Source organism: Mucilaginibacter sp. P19 (assembly GCF_050632265.1).
GTDB lineage: Bacteria > Bacteroidota > Bacteroidia > Sphingobacteriales > Sphingobacteriaceae > Mucilaginibacter > Mucilaginibacter gossypii.
The window spans coordinates 3,324,217-3,347,058 of record NZ_CP192586.1 but is presented as its reverse complement, the minus strand read 5'-3'; the positions used below and the strand labels follow the sequence as shown (position 1 = coordinate 3,347,058).

Genomic DNA, 22,842 nt, shown 5'->3' with positions numbered 1-22,842 from the left:
CCCTACTTTTAAGCCCGTAATGGAAGCAAAAAATAACAAGAAAACCATTTGGGCCTGGTGCATGTTTGACTGGGCCAATCAGTCATATAATATCGTTATCACCTCTACTATTTTCCCGGCGTATTTTGTAGAGGTTACCAAGTTTAACTCGAAGAATACCCAGATGGTAACTTTTTTGGGGCACAGGTATGTTAATACGGTTTTATCAAACTATATTCTCGGTTTATCTTACCTTATAGTTGCGGCTATTTTGCCAATCCTTACTTCCATAGCCGATTACCGGGGCAATAAAAAATCATACCTGCAATTGTTTACCTGGTTGGGTAGCCTGGCCTGTGCGGGTTTGTTTTTCTTTAAGCCCGGCACAGGGTTGGAAATCCCGATGCTTTGCTTTGGTCTTGCTTCTATAGGTTATTGCGGTGGTTTTGTGTTTTATAATTCTTATCTCCCTCAAATAGCCACGCCCGATAAGCAGGATGCTGTGAGCGCCAAAGGGTTTATTTATGGTTATGTAGGCAGTATTGTAGTGCAGGTATTATGCTTTATCGTAGTGCTTGAACCTAATTGGTTTGGCATTACCGACGACTGGCTGCCTGCCCGGATCTCGTTCCTGATGGTTTTTGTATGGTGGATAGGTTTTTCCATTATCCCGTTCCGCATGTTGCCGAAAGGGCAGCCCAATGCGGGCAAGCATAGTTATAACGTGCTTACCGGCGGCTTTAAAGAACTGGCAAAGGTTTTTGGCAAAGTGCGCAAAATGCCGCTGCTCAAACGCTTCCTGGTGTCGTTTTTCCTTTACTCGGTTGGTGTACAAACCATTATGCTGGCTGCGGCTAACTTTGCTGCCAAAGAATTGCACATGCCCGATGCTGCCCTGATCTCTATTGTGCTCATCATCCAGGTGGTTGCCGTGCCCGGTGCATTGATCGCCTCCAAATCGTCGGAGAAATTCGGTAATGTACGCACGCTGGTAGGTTTGGTGGCTATCTGGTCGGCCATTTGTTTGTATGCTTACTTTATCACCAATTCTACCCAGTTTTATGTTGCCGCGGTGATCATTGGCATTGTAATGGGAGGGGTACAATCCTTGTCGCGCTCAACCTATTCCAAATATTTGCCCGAAAACATCCCGGATACGGCTTCATATTTCAGTTTTTATGACGTTACCGAAAAGCTGTCGATTGTGGTAGGCCTGTTTTGTTTTGGCTTTGTGGAAGCTGTGACTAATGAGATGCGCGACTCGACACTTGCCCTTGACGGCTTTTTTGTGTTGGGGCTTATTATGCTCATCGTGCTGATGTTTAAAGAAAATAAACTTAGCAAACAGCGGGTTGAAGTGGAGGCTTAAACAATTTGGCGGCAGGCTTGTACTATCAATAAATAAAATCATAAGCCATGATCCACACAGTTAACCACAACGTTACCGGCGATAACGGCACACAAAGAAATATCATTATTGAGCCGGTACTGCATCAATCAACAAATCATGAATTAAATGCCACCGGCTTGTACAAACTTTATAAAGGTGGGGCCGATGGGGAAGCTACGCTTTTTGAAATTCAGGAGATAGCTCCCGAAATTGGTGAAAGCAAGCCGCTGCTGGATGATAACAAAAATCCGGAATATTTAGGACAGATCCGCTTTGAGGGTGATGTTACTTCTAAATGGCATTATTCGGAAGGCACTTTATCGAATAATGAGCAGCAACAGGTGGTAGAGTTTATCCAAAACACAAATTAGTTAGTTTTTCTTTTTTCCTGCTGACATAGGGCTGTCACCATGGTTTGGTTACTTTGTATTGTAATCAAAAACAAAACATCAAAGCAATGGAAACTAACACAAATCAGCAATCAACAGAAACCGCAGCAGCATCTGTTTATACACCCGATCAACTTTTACAAAGCTGGCTTGGCCAGCGCCGGGTAACCCGCAGGGTTATAGACGCTTTTCCGGAGGATGCCTTATTTAATTATTCGATAGGTGGTATGCGCCCCTTTGCCGATATGGTTAAAGAGTTTATTAGTATGGGCGGGCCTTGTGTAAGAGGCGTTGTAACAGATAACTGGACACCAATTGCAGGTTTGGATCACCATACAGGTAAAATAGCAGCAACTACAAAGGCAGAACTGCTGCAACTTTGGGATGAGGCCACTGAAGAGATTGAAACCTATTGGCCGCAGATTACGCCCGAGCGTTTCCAGGAAACAGTACTGGCATTTGGCCAATATGAAGGATTGGTCAATTATATTTTACAGTACGTTATTGATAACGAGATCCATCACCGCGGCCAGGGCTATGTTTACCTTCGCACTTTGGGTATTGAACCACCCGCGTTTTATGACAGGAGCTAAGCCCGTTTTATAAAAAATAATCAAGGCTTCCCGAAAGGGAGGCCTTTTTTTATGATTGTCCCGGGCCAATGTTTGCGTTTTTATATCTTTAGCGAAGTGGTTCCTTTCAAATTTTAATAATGGCAATTATTCGTTCATTTGCCCTTTTTTTGCTGGCCGGTTTATTTGAGATAGGCGGCGGCTATTTGGTTTGGCTTTGGTTAAAAGAAGGTAAACCGCTTTGGTTTGGTATAGCGGGCGGGGTGATCCTGGCGCTTTATGGTATCGTAGCAACGTGGCAAACCGCCAATTTCGGCAGGGTGTATGCGGCTTATGGCGGTATTTTTATTGTACTGGCATTGATCTGGGCCTGGAAGGTGGATGGATTTAAGCCCGACCGTTATGATATTATCGGCGCTTTGATTGCATTGACAGGTGCTTGTATCATTGTTTATGCACCGCGCGGGCATTAAATCGGCCGTTAGCTGCCCATGGGTAAGATAACGACCGTTTTTATTTTTTGAGGTAAAGTCTTTTAACTTATTTACTGATATTAGCAGCAACAAATCTAAGCCCATCATGAATAGCAGAAATTTCATTATTGCTGTATTTTTTGTTTTAAGTACAATAAAGGCATTTTGTCAGGCCCCCGTCCGGAGAATTTTTAAACGGCCTGAAACAAATCAATACAGATATGCCGGCCGCCAAACTGAATTTCCTGGCTGCGGTAGCAAAATACCCTGCGTTTCACGGCTCGTATCATTTTTTGGGAGTTATCTATTTAAATGATCATAAGCCCGATTCAGCCATCTGGTATTTAAAAAAAGCAGTTGAATTAAATACCAGAAATGTTAACCATACCGCAGAGTACAGCTATTCGCGCTTAATCGCAGCTTATATCAGTAAACAGGACTATGAAAATGCTTTTGCCTCCGCTTGGGACGCTTATAAACTATTCCCTAATTCGCAGGAACTGCAGTCAGGTTTAAAGGATGCCTGTCTTTGGGCATATTACACTAAAAATAATGAATTTGATCCTCAATATTCGTCTATTGACCCACGCGATGAATACGTTGTAAATAACGTGGATGAAGAGTATTTGATTGTAAGAAACTTGCGGGTAAATGATCGTAACTTACAGGTAGCAGGGCAAAGCCTTGCCAACAAAAAAGGATCGGCCTATGACGTTTTAACCTGTTCGGTAGAAGGTACTAATAATACGAGGAAAATTGATTTTAAAATAAACTGGGATATGGGTAAGTATTTCGGTGGTATAAATGGGCCAACTGCCGAAGTATCCGGCAACAAGCAAAAATCGATACCTGAAAGGGCAGGGGCTATGCTGGTTGCCGATAACAAAACAGATTTACCCGCGGCTATTAAAAAGATGCTTGGCGAAAGATAGGTGTTGTATTTAATTGGTGTTTTTTGCAGTTTCTAAAATTTGCATACATTTAGTGAGCAAATGGAAAATAAAAACAACAAAAAAACCATACGCGCCTGGGCTTTCTTTGATTGGGCCAACTCGGCGTATAACCTTGTCATCACTTCAACAATTTTTCCTGCATACTATGTAGCTATAACTACCAATCATGCCAATGGCGATAGGGTTAACTTTTTCGGGAAAAGCTTTGTAAATACTGCACTTTCCGATTATGCCTTATCTGCCGCCTACCTGGTAATGGTGTTGCTGCTACCCATATTATCGTCCATTGCCGATTATAAAGGCAATAAAAAGATCTTCATGCTGTTTTTTACGCTGCTGGGTTCGGCGGCTTGTTGCGCTTTGTTCAACTTTGATAAAGACCACCTGGAGATGGGTATCATTTGCTTTGCGCTGGCGGCTATCGGTTATAGCGGCGGTTTTGTGTTTTATAACTCATACCTGCCCGAAATTGCCACAGTTGATATGCAGGATAAGGTGAGCGCCAAAGGTTTTACTTATGGTTATATCGGCAGTGTGTTGTTGCAGCTTATCTGCTTTTTGTTTGTATTAAAGGGCGAATGGTTTGGCATAGTCGATAAAACCTTTGCTCCGCGCTTATCATTTTTGCTGGTAGGTTTATGGTGGATAGGCTTTGCCATGATCCCGTTTAGTGTATTACCTAAGGGCAGCCCCAACGCAGTAAGTCATAGCCATAATATCATAAAAGGTGGTTTTATTGAGCTGGGCCATGTTTGGAAAAAGGTTAAGGGGATGCCACTGCTAAAAAGGTTTTTGCCCTCGTTCTTTTTCTATTCCATGGGGGTACAAACCATTATGCTGGTGGCAACCGGTTTTGCTGCCAAAGAGCTTAAAATGGAAACTCCGCAGCTCATCACTATCATTTTAATTATTCAATTGGTTGCTATTTTGGGTGCTACGCTTATGTCGCGCCTGTCGGGTAAATACGGTAACGTAAGGGTTTTAATTAGTGTGGTGATCCTGTGGATCGCGGTTTGTATAGCTGCTTACTTTACCTATACACAAACACAGTTTTACATCATAGCAGTGGTGGTTGGTTTGGTGATGGGCGGTATCCAGTCCATGTCGCGCTCAACGTATTCAAAATATCTGCCCGAAAATATCCCCGATACGGCATCTTTCTTCAGTTTTTATGATGTTACCGAAAAACTGGCCATAGTAGGCGGGGTATTTAGCTTTGGTTTTTTTGAAGAAATAACCGGTAGTCCGCGAAATTCGGTTTTGGTATTGGGTGTATTTTTCATTGTTGGCTTAGTTTTGTTGTTTTCTTTGCTGAGGGCTGAACGAAACGTCAATAAAAATTTGGATTTTAGCGCCCGTTAACTAATTTGTGCCGATGAAGGTTGAATTGTTTATACCGTGTTTCATAGATCAGTTGTTTCCGGCAACTGCTTTTAATACTGTAAAATTGTTGGAGAAAGCAGGCTGCAAGGTTAGTTATAACCCGGCACAAACCTGCTGCGGTCAGCCGGCTTTTAATGCTGGTTTTTGGGATGATGCCAAAGAGGTGGGAAGCAAGTTTTTAAGCGATTTTTCGGAAGACAGTGTTATTGTTTCGCCTTCGGCCTCATGCACCGGAATGGTGAAGAATTACTATAACGATCTGTTTACCAATACGGCTGTTCACAATAAATGCAGGGCTGTTCAAGGGAATATCTACGAGCTATCAGACTTTTTGGTGAATATCCTGGAGTTTGATTATTTCGGCGCCGAACTTGATGGCAAGGCCGTTTATCATGATAGCTGTGCCGGTCTGCGCGAGTGCAAAATAAAGGATGAGCCGCGCCAACTGCTCTCTAAAGTACTCGGCCTCGAATTGTTAGACCTCAAGGATGGCGAGACCTGCTGCGGTTTCGGCGGTACATTTGCCGTTAAGTTTGATGGCATTTCAACCGCCATGGCGCAGCAAAAAGTAAATAACGCCCTTGATGCCGGTGCCGAGTACATTATCTCAACAGATACTTCATGCTTAATGCATATGCAGGGGTATATTGATAAAAATAATTTACCTATTCAAACCCTGCACATTGCCGATGTTTTGGCTTTGGGCTGGGGGAATGTGTAGTTAGGTTTTTTATCAATCGTATTTAGACATCGTTTAAAATTGACGAATATCGTTTACAGATAGATAATGCTTCATTGCCGTTGGTTTTAACCAACGGGATAATGAGTAGCGATAAGAGGGCTTCAGCCCAAATCCGCTAATACAATTGGGCTAAAGCCAAGACTTCTTAGCTTTTTTACCGTCGGTTAAAACCAACGGCAATAAATATTTTTTGATAGTGTCCCAAAAGATACTATTTTACTTCTGCTCAATATCTAGGATAGATCCTTCTCTCGCCATCTCTACAAGAAATGGTTTGGCAATACCTTGCTGGGCGTTATCATAGGCGGTATCACCCTTTGCCGCGATATCATCAAGGCCCTCTTCACGGTCCGATTCATATTTGTTTAAGGCCAGGTAAACAGAATCGCCGGAAACCTTATTTACCCTGTAAAGGGTATAGTGTTCGTTTTTAAGTTTGATATGAAATATATCGTTCTTTTGTGGCGATAAAACCCATTGGTTTACTTTTTTTGCTTTCTGCTTTTCGCTGATATAAAAAAATATCGAACCGATAACGATAAGGAAACAGCCTGCAAATGTCCACACAGGTATTGTAGTTTGAGATTTTATATTATCATAGCTTAATTTAAGCGAGGCGGACATTTCCTTAAGCTTCAAAACCTGCCTGCAATTTAGGCATTGGGATACGCCTGTTTTACCTATCGGGAAAAACGGGATCCAGAAAATATGTGCCCAGCGTTGAAATACATTCATTTGTATACTGTTGCCGGTATTGCAGTTTGGGCAGGTGTCGCTTGTTATTTCAGCTTTTAATAGTTTCGCTTTGATGCCGTATATGATCATGGTATGGGTGGTTTAGGGTTTACGTTTATCCGCACTGAAAATAGGCAAATTACCAGGATTATGAAAATACCGAGCTTATAAAGAGGCTCTTGTTTATAGAAAAACTAAAGCAACGATGGTGGCACTGTTTTGTTAGTGGGTATTGGCAAGACGCTATGCAGGTTCAAAAAAACTCAAAAAAACGCTAAAAAAGGCCGAAAATAGAAGTACGTTCTTAAGCGATGAGATTATATTCCTTAAAGTTTTAGTAGTTGATAATCAAATATTTATTGGTGTTTCAGGTAAAATATTAAAGCTTTGATTATCAATATGTTTTATAAAAATCATGTTTTGCGTTTCACTCTCAAAAAATGGAACATTTTAAAAACGCGGCGAAAGCCAAACCAATTTTATTTGGGGAATGGCGATTTTGGGACACCCATAATTTTACAATTACTTTTTACCTTGAAGTGAAATTGCTGAAATAGGCATTTCTTTAAAAAACATTATCTTTGCCGATTAAAATGAACAAGAAAGTCGCTTTTTACACTTTAGGCTGCAAGCTGAATTATTCAGAGACCTCATCCATTGGTCGGCTATTTAACCAGGCCGGTTATGATACGGTAAATTTTACCGAAACACCGGATGTTTTTGTGATCAATACCTGCTCGGTAACTGACAATGCCGATAAAAAGTGTAAGAAGATTGTTAAAGAGGCGCTTAAAATTTCACCTAATGCCTACGTAACCATAGTAGGATGCTACGCGCAGCTAAAACCGCAGGAAATTGCCGAAATCCCCGGCGTAGATATGGTACTTGGCGCTGCCGAAAAATTTCAGATTGTTGACCACATTACCGACCTAACTAAAAGACCCAAGGCATTGGTGCTTAATCAGCCCGTGTCTGAAGCTAATGAGTTTGTACCCGCATATTCTTTTGGCGACCGTACCCGCACTTTTCTGAAAGTGCAGGATGGCTGCGATTACTCCTGTACGTTTTGTACCATTCCACTGGCCCGCGGCGCAAGCAGGAGTGATACCATTGAAAATGTTGTAGCGCAGGCAAAGCAAATAGCTGAGTCGGGCGTAAAAGAAATTGTGCTTACCGGTGTAAACCTTGGCGATTTCGGGATCCGGAACGGTAAACGCGAAGACAAGTTTTTTGATTTGGTTAAGGCCCTTGATGAGGTAGAAGGTATCGACCGTTTCAGGATCTCATCTATAGAACCTAACCTGCTTACCGACGAGATCATCGCTTTTGTGGCTGCTTCAAAACGTTTCGTACCGCATTTTCATATCCCGCTGCAATCAGGTTCGGATAAGATTTTGGGGTTGATGCGCCGCCGGTACAAGCGCGACCTCTATGTTAACCGTGTTGCCAAAATAAAAGAGCTGATGCCCGATTGCTGCATTGGCGTGGATGTTATTGTTGGTTTCCCCGGCGAAACAAGGGAGGATTTTATCGATACCTATAACTTCCTCAACGAACTTAATATATCGTACCTGCACGTATTTACTTATTCGGAAAGGGAAAATACTTTGGCCGCTCAGATGACGGGCGCGGTACCCGGCTCGGCACGTGGCGAGAGGAGTAAAATGCTACATATCCTGTCGGATAAAAAGCGCCGTGCTTTTTATGAAAGCCAACTCGGTAAAAACCAGGAAGTTTTGTTTGAGGGTGATATCAAAGATAGCTTTATGCACGGTTTTACCCGTAACTATGTGAAAGTACGTACCAAGTATGATCCTGTACTGGTTAACGAATTGAAAACGGTAAATCTAACAAATATTTCACCTGATGGTGATGTTGAAATAACAGAAGGCGAAGAAATATTTGTGCATTAAATTCTATATTCGCCTTAAAATATAACCTATGTTTCCAACGCTTACATCGTTACTGAAATACCTTTTTGGTTTTAATCTTCCTTTGCCTATACAAACCTTCGGCTTTTTTGTGGCGATAGCTTTTGTTGGCGCTTACTGGGCATTTGGCCAGGAGTTTAAACGTAAAGAAGCGTTGGGCGTAATCCATACTTTTAAAAAACGGGTTACCATTGGGTTGCCGGCTTCAAATGCCGAGCTTGCGGGAAATGGTGTTTTTGGCTTCATATTAGGCTATAAAATTGTGGACAGTATTCTCAATTACCAGGCTCTCATTGATAGTCCGCAGGATTTTCTGATATCCTTAAGAGGCAACTGGATAGGCGGTATACTCGGTGCAGCAGCGTTTGCTTACTGGGCTTGGTATGAAGCACAAAAACAAAAGCTCGACAAGGCGATAACTAAAGATGTTGATGTGCACCCCAATGAATTGATGGGCAGTATATTATTGTGGGCAGCAGTGTTTGGCTTTGCGGGCGCTAAGCTGTTCAACGCATTAGAAAACTGGGGCGACTTTATGAAAGACCCGGTTGGCATGCTTATAGGTTTTAGCGGGTTAACATTTTATGGTGGTTTGATCTGTGGTGGTGCAGCTGTATTGTATGTTGCTAACAAAAATGGTATTAAACCTTTGAATATGCTTGATATTGGTGGCCCTGGTGTGATGTTGGCTTACGCGTTGGGCCGCATTGGCTGCCAAATGAGCGGCGACGGCGATTGGGGTATAGTTAACCTGGCACCTAAACCACACTGGTTAAGCTGGGCTCCCAATTGGATGTGGAGCTTTAAGTTTCCGCACAACGTAAATGACGAAGGTGTGCAGATGGTTGACTGCGTAGGGAAATTTTGCCATGAGTTACCGTACCCGGTTTATCCAACCTCGTTTTATGAGTCTGTAATTTGTTTATTACTGTTCTTTGTTTTATGGAAAATAAGGCACAATTTTAAAGCTCCCGGCGTTTTGTTTGGTGTATATATGATATTAGCCGGCGTTGAGCGTTTCATTATCGAACTCATCAGGGTTAATACCAAATATGTTGTTGCAGGTGTTTCATTCACCCAGGCCGAGATGATTTCGGTGATTATGATTTTAGGTGGTATTACACTTATTGTAACAGGATTAAACAAAGAAAAGAAAGCACCGGGCACAACAAATGGCTGATAACAAATCAAAAGGCAAATTAATTAATAACCAGGTATTCAGATTTGTACTTTCGGCCGGGGCTGGTTTTTTGGTAGATGTTTCAGCATTTTATCTTTTTTACCATAACCTGCTCACTCAACATACTTATCATATTTTCGGGCTTACAGTTCGTAACTATACGGTTTCGTTGGCATTATCATTTTTTATGGGGGTATTGGTTAATTTTTTAATCACCCGCTATATGGTATTCAACGAATCAAAATCGGCACCGCGCAAGCAGTTTTTCCGTTTTGTGACAGTAGCTATCATCGGTTTCTTTGCCAATCTATCGGTTGTAAAAATACTCATCCAGGCTTGCAGCTTTAACCCAACAGTAGCGCGGATTTCAGCAGCGCTGAGCTTGTTCTTCGCGAGCTTTTTTATCCATAAAGTTTTTTCATTTAGCCTATCATTAAAACGTAACCATGCAAACAGCGAACATCATACACCAGGTAATTGAAGTTTCAAAACAGGCAGGTGACTTCATCAGGCAGGAGCGTAAAGCATTTGACCCGGATAGGATAGAATATAAAGGCCTTAACGATATGGTTTCCTACGTTGATAAAACCGCCGAAGAAGCTATTGTAAAGGGCCTGAGCAAAATTTTGCCTGAAGCCGGTTTCATTACCGAAGAAAAAACAACCACTAAAATAGGCGAACGCTACAACTGGATCATCGATCCGCTGGATGGTACTACCAATTTTATTCATGGTTTACCCGCTTTTTCAGTAAGTATTGCTTTGAAAGAATACGATGAACTGATAGCCGGTGTGATATATGAAATAAACCTTGACGAATGCTTTTACGCCTGGAAAGATGCTCCCGCATACCTGAACGGTAAAGAGATCAGCGTAAGCAATAACAGCACAGTCGGTACCAGCTTACTGGCAACAGGGTTCCCATATTACGATTTTACCAAGCAGGCAGCCTATATCGAATTATTTACCGAACTGATGCGCAGCAGTCATGGCTTGCGTCGTTTAGGTTCTGCAGCCGTTGACTTGGCTTACACCGCTTGTGGTCGTTTTGATGCTTTTTACGAGTATAACCTTAATGCCTGGGATGTTGCCGCCGGTATTGTAATTGTAAAACAAGCCGGGGGCGAAGTAGTGAACTTTAAAGGCGGCTCGGAAGTGCTGGATACCCGTGAATTATTGGCTACCAATGGGAAGATCACGGGGGAGATGCTGGAGGCGATACAGAAGTATTTCAGGTAATACTTTTACACCTTTATTCCTTAGCATATCCCAAAAGCAATCCTTTATAAAGTTGCAATTGCCTCTTAAGCGCATCTTGCTGATCTTTTGGTAATATTATTTGATCGTGGCCTTTGTTACCGTTAAAACGAACAATGACCTTATCTGCTGTTACAAGTTTTAATAATATTAAGATTTTGTCGTCGTAAATCGTCTCCTCGCTGTATTCGTTTATCCAATGCTGTAAAGAGTCTGTTGCAAAATCGGGTTTGTACCGGAGACGTTTACCATTTATAACAAATGTCAAACTTTGTAATCCTAAAGGTTTTTTATTTATATGTTGACAACCAAAATAAATGTTGCAGCCTGTTATGTCATAACAATTTATATAGGCGTATAAACCGGTGACTGGCTTACCGACTATTGAATTTTTATCTCTGAAATACGTTGCCTGAACCGCAGACTCTCTTGTGATATTGCTTGAATCTTTAATTAACTTTTTAAAGAGTTTCTTATCCACATTGATTGCGGCTAATTTTTTGAGACTCGCTTGCGCTGTTTCTGACAGTTCAACAGGCTGGGGTTGTGTGTTTAACATTGAGGTGTCAATAGCTATGCTACCACTATAAGTAGTCTTCTGCTCCGATCCAATGATTTTAGCTATGACTATTACCACCATGATGGCGACCGAAGCTATCAGAGCGATACTACATCCAAGATTTGTATTTTGCTTATCGGTAGGAAAATCATCTGACTGGAGTGTTTCATTGGCATCACCATTTTCCACGTTTTCCAGTTGGTGTTGTACTCCTTCCGTTGTAACTTCTGTAGACGATATTGTATGATCTGTCTGCGGTTTTGAGTGATAAATTGTTCCGCAATAGTCGCATTTAATTGTTTGATTTGCGCTTGCAGTTAATATTGCACCGCAATTCTTACAATTTAGTAATTCATTAACTTCCATAGTTTAGAAAGTTGGAGTAAATAAAGTATCATCAACTGAAATTAGAATGTGGAGGTTTGAAATATCAATCAAATTTGGCATTGTGATAAAGTTTAACGATTGGGTGGCTAAAATAGAAACTTATAGACAGATAACCTCATTTAATTATAAACAGGATTAGGGGTAAAAAATCAAAAGCCTCTCATTTTCATGAAAGGCTTTTGGGTAAATGATGGGGCTCGAACCCCAAAATCTTTATTATTATAATGCTTCAGAAACCACTTCAGTAACTTCCGGTACCATACGTTTAAGCAAGTTTTCGATACCGGCTTTAAGGGTTACGGTTGATGACGGGCAGCCGCTGCATGAACCGCGAAGTTCAACAGTTACTACGCCTTCGTTAAATGAGCGGTAAGAGATAGCGCCGCCGTCCTGCTCAACAGCCGGGCGAACGTAATCATGCAGGATCTGCTGAATTTTAACTTCGGTCTCTGTACCTTCAAAATTTCCGGCTTCTGCTTCTTCCTCCAACTGGATCTTCAATTCAGATTCGATAGCACCTTTAACAAACTCTTTCATTATCGGTTCAACATCTGCCCATTCGCTGCCTTCAGTTTTGGTAATAGTCACAAAATTACTGGCAAAGAAAACGCCATTTACAAACGAAAACTTATATAGTTCTTTTGCAAAAGGTGAATGTTCGGCACTTTCCTTGGTAGGGAAGTCAACACTGCCGTTAATAAGCAGTTTGTTAACTATGAATTTCATAGTTGCCGGGTTAGGCGTTAATTCGGTATATACGTTGATGTTCATCGTTTCGTGTTTTAAAATCTTAATTAACAAATTTAGTTACCTTTTTCATTAAAAGCTACCACTTACTTTGTTATGACATGCGGATGATTTTTTTGCACACAGGCAAATATCCAATCAAATGCCAGTATAATTCAACGGCGTTATCTTTTTAATCTCGTCCTTAATAGCATCACTTACATTTAACGTATCAACAAACTCTGCTATTGTGTTAGCATTGATCTGCTGATTGGTACGGGTAAGGTCTTTCAGGGCTTCGTAAGGATTAGGATAAGCTTCGCGCCTTAATATGGTTTGAATAGCTTCTGCAACAACCGGCCAGTTAGCTTCCAAATCGGCATTGATGGCGTCGGTGTTTAATAACAGTTTGTTTAATCCCCTAACGGTTGATTTAATGGCTATCAATGTATGTGCAAAAGGCACACCGATATTCCTAAATACGGTAGAGTCAGTAAGGTCGCGCTGTAATCTTGATATTGGTAATTTAGCCGCAAGGTGTTCAAATAAAGCATTCGCGATACCCAGGTTGCCTTCCGAGTTTTCAAAGTCGATAGGGTTAACCTTATGCGGCATGGCCGATGAGCCCACTTCGCCGGCTTTGATTTTTTGCTTGAAATAGTTCATGGATATGTAAGTCCACATATCGCGGTCAAGATCGATCAGGATATTGTTTACGCGTTTCAAAGCATCGCATTGAGCCGCAAAATTATCGTAATGCTCAATCTGGGTAGTAAACTGCGAGCGCTTTAACCCTAAGGTGTTATTTACGAAATTATTGCCGAATGCTTTCCAGTCGATAGCAGGGTAGGCGATATTATGCGCGTTAAAGTTACCGGTAGCGCCGCCAAACTTAGCTGAGTTTGGAATAGGTTTAAGCAGTTCAAGCTGCGCTTCCAAACGCTCAACAAAAACCAGGATCTCTTTACCCAAACGGGTTGGCGAAGCCGGCTGACCATGGGTATGCGCTAACAGAGGAATATTTTCCCAATCGGCAGCGAAGGTTTTCAGGATACTAACCAGATCATTAATAGCAGGGTAGTAGCTGTTATTTAATGCCAGTTTAAAAGTGTACGGGATGGCAGTGTTATTGATATCCTGTGAGGTAAGGCCAAAGTGAATAAACTCTTTGTATGGTTCCAGACCTAATTTATCAAACTCCTTTTTAATGAAATATTCAACCGCTTTTACATCGTGATTTGTCGTTTTTTCAATCACTTTGATACTCTCAGCGTCATCTTCCGAAAAAATCCTGTAAATGTCGCGTAACTTTTCTGATAGATTTTTATCAAATGACTGTAACTGAGGTAGTGGATATTCGGCAAGTGCTATGAAATATTCTATTTCAACAAATACCCGGTACTTGATAAGGGCATATTCTGAAAAGTATGCGGCAAGTTCGGCGGTGGTGTTTCTATAACGGCCATCAATAGGCGAGATCGCTGAAAGTGAAGTAAGCGTCATATATTAAAAAGAGAGTGGGTGATAATTTTTTGCAAAGGTAATCATTTTTGAGGTGCCAATAGCAGATTAAAAGCTTCGCAATTAAACCACAGAATAATAAGCATTAATTAAATGGATTTTAAAAATGAACAGGTATTTGTAATAAGAAAGTAAAAATGAATGGAAACTTTTTATTCAAAAAATGTTTCCTTAGTTTTGACCCGGAAAGTCAATGAGTCAAACAGAAAGAATTATAAAAGGCGCCGAAGACCTGTTTTTAACTGCAGGGATTAAAAGTATCACCATGGATGATATTGCCAGGCACCTTGGTATGTCAAAAAAACGATCTACCAGTTTTTTAAGGATAAAAACGAACTGGTAGTAGCCCTTACAAAACAGAAGTTGAAAGAAGATGAGGATCAAATGAACGATATCATCAGCAAATCAAATAATGTAATTGAAGAGATGATTAACATGACCAAGTGTTCGGAAGAGATCTTTTCGAGGATCAACCCGATTGTTATTCATGATCTGCAAAAGTATCATCCCGAAGCCTGGAACGATTTTCAAAAGTTTAAGGCCGAAATATTGATCCAGAAAATGGAAGAGCTGTTGATCAAAGGGATGGAACAGGGTTATATCCGTAAAGATATTGATGTAAGGATAATAGCACGGATGCGGGTAAACCAGGTTGAACTGGGCTTCAACACCTCCATATTCCCGGTATCTGAGTTTAGTCCGTGGAAGGTGCAGGTTCAGTTTTTAGATCATTTTAATTACGGCATCTGTACACTTGAAGGGTATAAACTGCTTAACGAGTATAAGAATATTAATAATGAATAACATGCTGACACACAGTTGTCATTAACTGCATGAAATTTGTATCAGTTTAAATGAAATCAAATCACTCAACCACAACATATATAATGAAGTATTTATTTTTTACGGCAACTGTGTTTTGCGCTATAGCCTTTAAAGGATACGGGCAGGAGGCAACGCCAAATGGACAAACCTTTAACTTTACGGTTCAGGATTGTGTTAATTATGCATATGAGCATCAGGATTCGGTAGTAAATGCCAAACTTGATATTAAGAGCGCCGAATATAAAGTTAGGGAAACAACCGGTATCGGCTTGCCACAGGTAAGCGGAACGGCATCTTTTCAAGACTACTTGAAAATCCCGACTACTTTACTGCCAGGAGAAATTTTCGGACAGCCCGCCGGTACCTTTATTCCCGTTCAGTTTGGCGTTAAATACCAATCAAGTTTTGGGGTCAATGCCGACCAGATCTTGTTTGACGGTAGCTACCTTGTTGGCTTAAAGGCGTCAAAAACTTATAAGGAGCTTTCTATACGTAGTCATATCCGTTCAAAAATTGAGGCAAATGTTAATGTCACAAAGGCTTATTACCAGGTTTTGGTAAGCAACGAGCAGTTAAGGTTGTTAAATGCCAATATTGCTCAGCTTAAACAACAGATGGATGAAACGGTACAGCAAAATAAACAGGGCTTTGTAGAAAAAATTGACGTAGATCGGATTGCTGTTCAGTACAATAATTTGGTTACAAGCCGTGAAAATACTATCCGTTTACTGGCATTGAATTATCAGGTGCTTAAATTTCAGATGGGTATGCCGATAGAATATGCACTTAGCCTGAAAGATAAACTTGAAGATATTAAGCTTGAAGACAATACCGCTGATCTTGCGGCCGATACCTCGTTTTATCATAACCGAATTGAATATAATTTGGCCGAGACAGCTGTAGATCTTAAACAACTGGACCTGAAACGTCAAAAATCGCTTTCTCTGCCTACGCTTAAAGCTAATGCGGCTTATACTTCATCATACCAGAACAATAATTTTAGTAACCTTTATAAAATGAGTTTTCCATCAAGTTATGTGGGGTTATCTTTAAACATACCAATATTTAGTGGCCTTCAGCGGGTTAATCAGATAAAACAGTACAAAATTGCTGTATTGAAATCACAAAATGATTTGGAGAACGCCAAAAACGGATTAAAACTGCAGGCTAACCAGGCTCATATTACTTATGTAAATGGTTTGCAGTCGCTTAATAACCAAAAGCGTAATCAAACGCTTGCGCAGGAAGTGTTACATGTATCAAAGGTGAAATATCAGCAGGGAGTTGGCTCAAGCATTGAAGTTACCCAAGCACAAACATCACTTGAAGATGCAGATAATAAATATATACAAGGCCTTTATGACGCATTGGTTAGTAAAGTTGACCTTGATAAAGCTTACGGACGAATTAAATAACAACAACACTAAACTCACTATATAACAATGAAAATGAAAAAATTTATATACATACCGTTCCTGGTTTTACTGGCTGCCTGCTCAAGTAAACCCAAAGATAAGAAAGCCGAGCTGGCGGATCTGAAAAAGCAGCAATCAGATCTCAATTCAAAAATTGAGAAGTTGCAGTCTGAAATGGGCACTACTGATTCGGCCAAGAGCACTGATGTAAGCGTTACTGAAATAAAGAATGGTAATTTTACTAATTATGTTCAGGTGCAGGGTAAGATTGATGCACAGGATAACGTTACCGCTTATCCGCAGGCATCAGCTGTTATTACGGCTATTTACGTAAAACCAGGTCAGCATGTAAGTAAGGGCCAGGTATTAGCACAATTGGATAATAGTGTTATGCAGCAAAATATAGCGCAAAGTGAAGCTCAGGTGAGCTTGAACCAACAGTTGTTTGATCGTCAGAAAAACCTTTGGGATCAAAAAATTGGCACCGAAGTACAATATCTACAGGCTCAAACCACCTTACAAAGCAGTCAGAAAGCTTTGGCTTCATTAAAAAAGCAATCAGCTTTGTATCGTATCATATCGCCCATTAATGGCACTGTAGATCAAATGGACCTGAAACTTGGTCAGGGTGCAGCACCGGGTCAAACCGGCATCCGTATTGTCAATGCCGATGTTTTAAAAGTTAAGGCCGATGTTCCTGAATCATACGCAAGCAGCGTAAACACCGGTAACGATGTTAAAATATTGATCCCGGATGCTAAGGATTCATTAGTTACCAAGGTGACTTTTGCAGCTAAAGCTATCGACCCTACATCTCGCAGTTTTGGCGTGGAGATCAAATTGCCTCAACGCAGCACACTTCGCCCTAATATGACCGCTATTTTAAAAATTGCTGATTATTCAAAAACAAATACGATAGCTGTACCAGTTAAAGCTATACAGAAATCAGAGAACGGCGACCATGTCTTTGTAAATCAGAATGGTATTGCCAAACAGGTAAATGTAAAATCGGGTGTTACTTATGGTGGCCAAACAGAGATATTATCAGGCTTAAAAGCCGGCGACCAGCTGGTTGTTGAAGGGGCAACTGAAATAGAGGATGGCGATAAGATTAAAATTGTTCAGTCGGCCAATTAGTTATTAACCAATTGATCTGTTCATTATGAAAGATGTAAAAAAGAATTTGGCCCTTCAAGCTGGGCCATAGATAACAAAACGGCCATTTATGTGCTCATGTTCCTGATCACCGCACTTGGCCTGATAAGTTATAACCGCTTGCCTAAGGAAAACTTTCCGGATATAGCACAATCAAAGGTGTTTATAACAACAACCTTTGCTGGTCAGTCTCCACAAAATATTGAGAACCTGGTGACCCGCCAGATTGAAAAGCAATTGAAGTCGTTAAAGGGCTTAAAAAAGGTGACGTCAAACTCGGTACAGAATGTTTCCATTATCACGGCCGAATTTCAGGCGAACGTTGATATTAAGGATGCAAAAATCGATGTGAAGGATGCTATAGATAAGGCAAAAAAGGATCTTCCCCAAAATGATAATAATTATACCGATCCTGCTGTATCTGATATCAATGTTGCCGACCTGCCCATTTTATATATCAATATTTCAGGTAATTATGATCTGAAAAAGCTAAAGGAATATGCCGATATATTAAAAGATGAAATTGAAAGCTACAAAGAGATCTCAAAAGTTGATGAAGTAGGTGCTTTAACACCAGAAATTCAGATAAATGTTGATATGAATAAGATGGCTGCGGCGCAGCTGAGCCTACCGGATATCAGCAATGCTGTTGGTTACGAGAATATATTATCATCGACCGGTACGGTTAAAACTGATGGTGTTCGCAGGACTATTGATATTAAGCAAGACTTTAAAAATGCCGATGAGGTTGCGGCAATGGTGATCCGTAACCCCAAGGGACAGGCTGTTTACCTGAGAGATATTGCCGAAGTAAAAGATTCGTTCTTGGAGCAGGAAAGTTATGCAAGGTTAAAAACTAACGATAACCCTAACTTTAAAAATGTAATTACCCTTAACGTAAGTAAAAGGGCTGGTGAAAACCTGATTGAGGCATCGGATAAGATCAACGAATTGATCAAATTAAAGCAGAAAACAGTTTTCCCTAAAGGATTGGATATTGTTGTAACCGGTGATCAGTCAGACAAAACGCGTACAACGCTTAATGACCTGATCAATACAATCGTTATTGGCTTCCTGTTGGTTACCGTTATCCTGATGTTTTTCATGGGCACAACCAACGCTATTTTTGTTGCGCTATCTGTGCCTTTATCGTGTTTTATCGCCTTTTTGGTGATGCCGGCAATTGGGTTCACGCTCAATATGATCGTGTTATTCTCGTTCCTGCTGGCGTTGGGTATTGTGGTGGATGACGCCATTGTGGTTATTGAAAACACCCATCGTATTTTTGCTAACGGAAAAGTACCTATTAAGGAAGCTGCAAAAATGGCCGCAGGCGAAGTGTTCCTACCTGTATTTTCAGGCACTATGACTACTTTGGCCCCGTTTATACCATTGGCTTTCTGGAATAGTTTGATAGGGCATTTCATGTTCTTTCTGCCTATTACCCTGATCATTACCCTGCTGGCCTCGCTGGTAGTAGCATATATCTTTAATCCGGTATTTGCGGTTGACTTTATGAGGCCTCATCATGACGGAGAGCATGACAACCCTAAATTTGACAGGCCGACAAAAAGGGCGATGATATTTTTAGCTATAGCAGCAGTTATCGGTTACCTGATAAACGTAGGTGTTGGTAACCTGATGGTGCTGATCATGGTGTTATACCTGCTCAACCACTTTTTCCTGTTGCGGGTTATTGACAGGTTTCAGAAAAATGCCTGGCCTAAATTTCAAAACTGGTATGCAAAATGGCTTGAGCGTGCGGTACACAGGCCGGTTACCGTTTTGCTTGGCACCATAGGCTTATTCATTTTTGCTATTTTCCTGATGGCTGTACGCGGCAAAACACCTGAGTTTTTCCCATCCGGCGACCCTAACTTTGCTTATGTATATATTACCCTGCCTATAGGTACCGACCAGGCTTATACAAACCAGGTTACCCAACAGATAGAAAAACGTGTTGCCCAGGTTGTTGAACCTGATAAGGATATCGTATCGTCTGTAATATCAAACGTAACTAAAGGTGTAACAGATCCTACTGATGAAGATCAGGGCGATTATGAAAATAAAGGCAAGGTTACCGTTGCTTTTGTTGAGTTCGGCAAGCGTAATGGTAAGGATACCAAAAAAGTATTGGCAAATATCCGCGCAGCGGTACAGGGTATTCCAGGTGCAAAGATAGCCGTAGCCCAGGAAAACAGCGGCCCGCCGGTACAAAAGGATATCAGTATTGAAATTGCCGGCGATAACCTTGATTCCCTTGTTGCTACGGGTAACAGGCTTAAAAGCTATCTTGCCAAACAAAATATAGCTGGTATTGAAAACCTTATTGCGGATGTACAAAGCGATAAACCAGAAATTGTGTTTGATGTAGATCGCGAGCGTGCTAACCGCGAGGGCGTATCTTCTCAACAAATAAATCAAAATCTATTTACCGCCATTTATGGCTGGAAGGCGGCTGATTTCCGCAATACCCGTGAAGATGATTACAAAATTATGGTGAGGACACTGCCAAGCCAGCGAAGTAATATTGATGAGATTAAAAACCTCAAGATAACATACCGTGATTTGGCAATGGGGGGAGCAATTCGCCAGGTACCTATTTCTGCTTTTACTGATGTGCGTTACACAACTACTTACAGTAACATAAAACGCAAGCAACAACGCAGGGTATTAACGCTTGGTTCAAATGTTATTAAGCCATATAATCCTAACGAGGTTAACGCTAATATTTTAAAAGCGATAAATAACTTTAAAAAACCTGATAATGTGATCATACGCCAGGGCGGCGGTCAGGAAGACCAAATGGAAGCCATGACATTCCTGCTTTCTGCCCTTGGTGTGTCATTCGGGCTTATCCTGGTTATTTTAATGATCCAGTTTAACTCTATTGGCAAAACGCTTATTATTATCAGCGAGATCCTCTTTAGTATTATTGGTGTATTGCTGGGCGTTAGTGTGTTCGGCATGACCATGTCTATCGTAATGACGGGGATTGGTATCATTGCACTCGCCGGTGTGGTTGTTCGTAACGGGATCTTATTGGTTGAGTTCACCGATATGTTGCTTGAACAGGGCGTGAGTATTCATGATGCTGTAGTTGAAGCCGGTCATACCCGTATGACACCGGTATTATTGACAGCAACTGCAGCTATTTTGGGTCTGATACCTTTGGCAGTTGGTTTCAATATCGATTTCGTTGGCTTGTTTACCCATTTTGAACCGCATATCCACTTTGGTGGCGATAACGTTGCTTTCTGGGGGCCGCTGGCCTGGACAATGATCTTCGGTTTAGGTTTCGCCACCATTATTACATTGATCCTTGTACCATGTTTATACCTGATCCGTTATAATCTGAAAGCAAGGTTGTTCGGCAAAAAATCGGTTGAAGCTAAACATGTTGAAGTATTAGAAACAGAAGCTGTTTAAAATAAAGAGCCATTAATAACACAAACAGCGGCAGTCTAAAGATTGCGGCTGTTTTGTTTTTTGACAGTTTTTAAATAAAACATAATGATGTATTTATGGTTCTCTATGCAAACGTTTATCACAGCCATGAAACTTAAAATAACAAAACCGCTTTGGCCGGTAATAGGCCTTGGTACGTTAGCCGGTATGCGTACCTTATCTGCCCCTGTTGTAACTACGCATGTATTAAGTCATCATCCATCAAAGCAACTGGAAACATCACCGTTAAGGTTCATGCAATCAACAACGGTGGCTGCTGTTTTAAAGATCGTATCCGTTACTGAACTCATTGCGGATAAATTGCCCTCCACTCCAAACCGTATAGAGCCCGCAGGGGTAGCGGCAAGGTGTTTATCCGGCGCCCTGGCCGGCGCCAGTATTTATAAAGCGGTGGGGGGCAAAGCATTAACCGGAGCCTTGATAGGAGGGGTGGCGGCAATATCTGCAACCTATGCCAGTTACTTTTTACGCAAAAATACGGTTAAGGCAAATCATATCGCCGACCCGATAATTGGCGCAATTGAAGATGCTTTGGTAATAGGATCGGGCTTTGGCTTAAGCAAGCTAACCTATGCCCCGGTTGCAGGCTGAACATATTTTTCAAGCTCACCCAGGTTGCTGATCTCATTGCGCGAACGGGGCAGGCTGTCGGGATAATTCTTTTGAATAAAGCTTATCAGGTTTTCGCGGATATAGCAGCGGAGGTCAAATGCATCTGATGAGGTTCGGGAACTCATTAACACCCTGATCTCTATGGTATGTTCTTTAACGTCAGTTACCTGCACTACTTTAACCCGCTTGTCCCAGAGGTTCGATTTAACTATCAGGCGTTCAAATTCTTCACGTATAGCATCAATAGGGGCGGTATGGTCCATGTATAAAAATACGGTGCCCAAAATGTCGGCAGATGTCCTTGTCCAGTTCTGAAAGGGTTTTTGAATAAAGTAATTGATGGGGAGGATCAGCCTACGTTCGTCCCAGATTTTTAAAACCACATAAGTAAGCGTGATCTCCTCCACGCGTCCCCATTCTCCCTCTACAACCAAAACATCATCAATACGAATAGGCTGAGTAAACGCTATCTGGAAGCCGGCCAGCAAATTACCTAATGAGCTCTGTGCTGCAAAACCAACTATAATACCACCTATACCAACACCGGTAAGTAAACCGGTACCTATTTTACGCATGCTTTCAAAACTGAGCAATATAATGGCAATCGTCAAAAAGATAATAGTCACCACAATGATCTTACGTATAAACTGGATCTGGGTACGTATTTTACGTTCCTTCAGGTTATCCACTTTATTAAGGTCGTAAGTGTGATAGATATAATCTTCCAGGATCCTTACCGAACGTACAAGCAGGCCCGCGAAAGATATGGTAAGTAAAATCTCAAAAGTTTTGTCAAGAGGTTTGTAATAAACCGGATTCATTCGCATTAATGGCGAAAGAATATTGAATAGAAACAGTGGGATGAAATAAGCCACAGCCGGCCCAAGGTTAACCAATATCGATCTTAAGATTGAGTAGGATGTATCTGCTTTTTTTGCATAAAATTTAAACGGCCGGGTTATTATGAATTTTATACTCAGGCCAACAAGTATGGCTACCAGCGCGATGATCAGGTTCCAGACAAATGATGGTATGCGCTGTGAAAATGTGAGCAGGTCGGGGGATAAGCTGTTTTCAATATTCATAGCAAGGCAAATGTTTTCTACAGTAAAATAGTTGGAATGTAAAATTGTTTTAGCAAACGGCGCCGTACCGGGTGTTGTTACACATGTTTAATGAATTTTTGATAGT

Annotated in this window: 22 protein-coding genes; 17 read left to right on the top strand and 5 right to left on the bottom strand. The window is 41.2% G+C overall.

Annotated elements, in window-relative coordinates; genetic code table 11:
• Window positions 1–19: 19 nt before the first annotated feature.
• From ACQ86K_RS16250 to ACQ86K_RS16220, 7 genes are all read left to right on the top strand, one after another.
• Window positions 20–1,348 carry an MFS transporter gene (locus ACQ86K_RS16250; RefSeq protein WP_091163685.1) on the top strand — a complete coding sequence of 443 codons (1,329 nt, stop codon included), beginning with the start codon at window positions 20–22 and terminating at the stop codon, window positions 1,346–1,348.
• A 47-nt stretch (window positions 1,349–1,395) separates the two neighbouring features.
• Window positions 1,396–1,740 carry a hypothetical protein gene (locus tag ACQ86K_RS16245; protein ID WP_091163688.1) on the top strand — a complete coding sequence of 115 codons (345 nt, stop codon included), beginning with the start codon at window positions 1,396–1,398 and terminating at the stop codon, window positions 1,738–1,740.
• Window positions 1,741–1,826: 86 nt separating this feature from the next.
• Entirely contained in the window at window positions 1,827–2,351 is a 525-nt protein-coding gene (locus ACQ86K_RS16240; RefSeq protein WP_091163691.1) for a DinB family protein, read from the top strand.
• A gap of 119 nt (window positions 2,352–2,470) precedes the next feature.
• On the top strand, window positions 2,471–2,803 hold the full coding sequence (locus ACQ86K_RS16235) for a YnfA family protein (RefSeq protein WP_176844389.1): 333 nt from the start codon (window positions 2,471–2,473) through the stop codon (window positions 2,801–2,803).
• A gap of 221 nt (window positions 2,804–3,024) precedes the next feature.
• Window positions 3,025–3,735: a tetratricopeptide repeat protein gene (locus ACQ86K_RS16230; protein ID WP_091163695.1), complete on the top strand. Its 711-nt coding sequence runs from the start codon at window positions 3,025–3,027 to the stop codon at window positions 3,733–3,735.
• Between the two features lie 60 nt (window positions 3,736–3,795).
• Complete coding sequence (locus tag ACQ86K_RS16225; RefSeq protein WP_091163697.1) at window positions 3,796–5,118, top strand: MFS transporter; 1,323 nt, start codon at window positions 3,796–3,798, stop codon at window positions 5,116–5,118.
• A gap of 13 nt (window positions 5,119–5,131) precedes the next feature.
• The gene (locus ACQ86K_RS16220) at window positions 5,132–5,860 is read left to right on the top strand and encodes a (Fe-S)-binding protein (protein ID WP_091163699.1); all 729 of its coding nucleotides are present in this window, start codon (window positions 5,132–5,134) and stop codon (window positions 5,858–5,860) included.
• Between the two features lie 237 nt (window positions 5,861–6,097).
• Here the strand turns inward: ACQ86K_RS16220 and ACQ86K_RS16215 are convergent, their stop codons facing one another.
• Window positions 6,098–6,706, bottom strand: coding sequence for a hypothetical protein (locus ACQ86K_RS16215; protein WP_091163701.1), 609 nt, complete (start codon window positions 6,704–6,706; stop codon window positions 6,098–6,100).
• Between the two features lie 503 nt (window positions 6,707–7,209).
• Between ACQ86K_RS16215 and mtaB the strand changes: the two genes are divergently transcribed.
• Genes mtaB through ACQ86K_RS16195 form a run of 4 tightly spaced genes read left to right on the top strand, consistent with a single transcriptional unit; the run spans window position 7,210 to window position 10,965 of the window.
• Entirely contained in the window at window positions 7,210–8,529 is a 1,320-nt protein-coding gene (mtaB, locus tag ACQ86K_RS16210) for a tRNA (N(6)-L-threonylcarbamoyladenosine(37)-C(2))-methylthiotransferase MtaB (RefSeq protein ID WP_091163703.1), read from the top strand.
• Between the two features lie 28 nt (window positions 8,530–8,557).
• On the top strand, window positions 8,558–9,727 hold the full coding sequence (locus ACQ86K_RS16205) for a prolipoprotein diacylglyceryl transferase (protein WP_091163706.1): 1,170 nt from the start codon (window positions 8,558–8,560) through the stop codon (window positions 9,725–9,727).
• Entirely contained in the window at window positions 9,720–10,208 is a 489-nt protein-coding gene (locus tag ACQ86K_RS16200) for a GtrA family protein (protein WP_091163709.1), read from the top strand. The genes ACQ86K_RS16205 and ACQ86K_RS16200 overlap by 8 nt, the downstream gene beginning before the upstream one ends.
• Window positions 10,174–10,965, top strand: a complete 792-nt coding sequence (locus tag ACQ86K_RS16195; protein WP_091163711.1) for an inositol monophosphatase family protein — start codon at window positions 10,174–10,176, stop codon at window positions 10,963–10,965. The genes ACQ86K_RS16200 and ACQ86K_RS16195 overlap by 35 nt, the downstream gene beginning before the upstream one ends.
• Before the next feature lie 13 nt (window positions 10,966–10,978).
• Here the strand turns inward: ACQ86K_RS16195 and ACQ86K_RS16190 are convergent, their stop codons facing one another.
• The 3 genes from ACQ86K_RS16190 to purB all read right to left on the bottom strand — a co-directional run bounded on the left by ACQ86K_RS16190 (window position 10,979) and on the right by purB (window position 14,158).
• Window positions 10,979–11,908: a hypothetical protein gene (locus tag ACQ86K_RS16190; protein ID WP_091163714.1), complete on the bottom strand. Its 930-nt coding sequence runs from the start codon at window positions 11,906–11,908 to the stop codon at window positions 10,979–10,981.
• Window positions 11,909–12,148: 240 nt separating this feature from the next.
• The gene (locus tag ACQ86K_RS16185; protein ID WP_090525267.1) at window positions 12,149–12,700 is read right to left on the bottom strand and encodes a NifU family protein; all 552 of its coding nucleotides are present in this window, start codon (window positions 12,698–12,700) and stop codon (window positions 12,149–12,151) included.
• Between the two features lie 114 nt (window positions 12,701–12,814).
• Window positions 12,815–14,158: an adenylosuccinate lyase gene (gene purB / locus ACQ86K_RS16180; protein ID WP_091163717.1), complete on the bottom strand. Its 1,344-nt coding sequence runs from the start codon at window positions 14,156–14,158 to the stop codon at window positions 12,815–12,817.
• A gap of 211 nt (window positions 14,159–14,369) precedes the next feature.
• On the opposite strand from purB, the gene ACQ86K_RS16175 reads away from it, so the two are divergent.
• From ACQ86K_RS16175 to ACQ86K_RS16150, 6 genes are all read left to right on the top strand, one after another.
• Window positions 14,370–14,519: a TetR/AcrR family transcriptional regulator gene (locus tag ACQ86K_RS16175; protein WP_431200744.1), complete on the top strand. Its 150-nt coding sequence runs from the start codon at window positions 14,370–14,372 to the stop codon at window positions 14,517–14,519.
• A 20-nt stretch (window positions 14,520–14,539) separates the two neighbouring features.
• Window positions 14,540–14,980 carry a hypothetical protein gene (locus ACQ86K_RS16170; protein WP_431200743.1) on the top strand — a complete coding sequence of 147 codons (441 nt, stop codon included), beginning with the start codon at window positions 14,540–14,542 and terminating at the stop codon, window positions 14,978–14,980.
• Between the two features lie 83 nt (window positions 14,981–15,063).
• On the top strand, window positions 15,064–16,416 hold the full coding sequence (locus ACQ86K_RS16165) for a TolC family protein (RefSeq protein WP_091163723.1): 1,353 nt from the start codon (window positions 15,064–15,066) through the stop codon (window positions 16,414–16,416).
• A 33-nt stretch (window positions 16,417–16,449) separates the two neighbouring features.
• The gene (locus ACQ86K_RS16160) at window positions 16,450–17,553 is read left to right on the top strand and encodes an efflux RND transporter periplasmic adaptor subunit (protein WP_091164911.1); all 1,104 of its coding nucleotides are present in this window, start codon (window positions 16,450–16,452) and stop codon (window positions 17,551–17,553) included.
• 96 nt (window positions 17,554–17,649) lie between these two features.
• Window positions 17,650–21,000: an efflux RND transporter permease subunit gene (locus tag ACQ86K_RS16155; RefSeq protein WP_431200742.1), complete on the top strand. Its 3,351-nt coding sequence runs from the start codon at window positions 17,650–17,652 to the stop codon at window positions 20,998–21,000.
• A 126-nt stretch (window positions 21,001–21,126) separates the two neighbouring features.
• Window positions 21,127–21,630: a DUF4126 family protein gene (locus ACQ86K_RS16150; RefSeq protein WP_176844390.1), complete on the top strand. Its 504-nt coding sequence runs from the start codon at window positions 21,127–21,129 to the stop codon at window positions 21,628–21,630.
• Here ACQ86K_RS16150 and ACQ86K_RS16145 read toward each other — a convergent pair.
• Complete coding sequence (locus tag ACQ86K_RS16145; RefSeq protein WP_091163731.1) at window positions 21,609–22,736, bottom strand: mechanosensitive ion channel family protein; 1,128 nt, start codon at window positions 22,734–22,736, stop codon at window positions 21,609–21,611. The two genes, ACQ86K_RS16150 and ACQ86K_RS16145, sit on opposite strands and share 22 nt — an antisense overlap.
• Window positions 22,737–22,842: the final 106 nt, after the last annotated feature.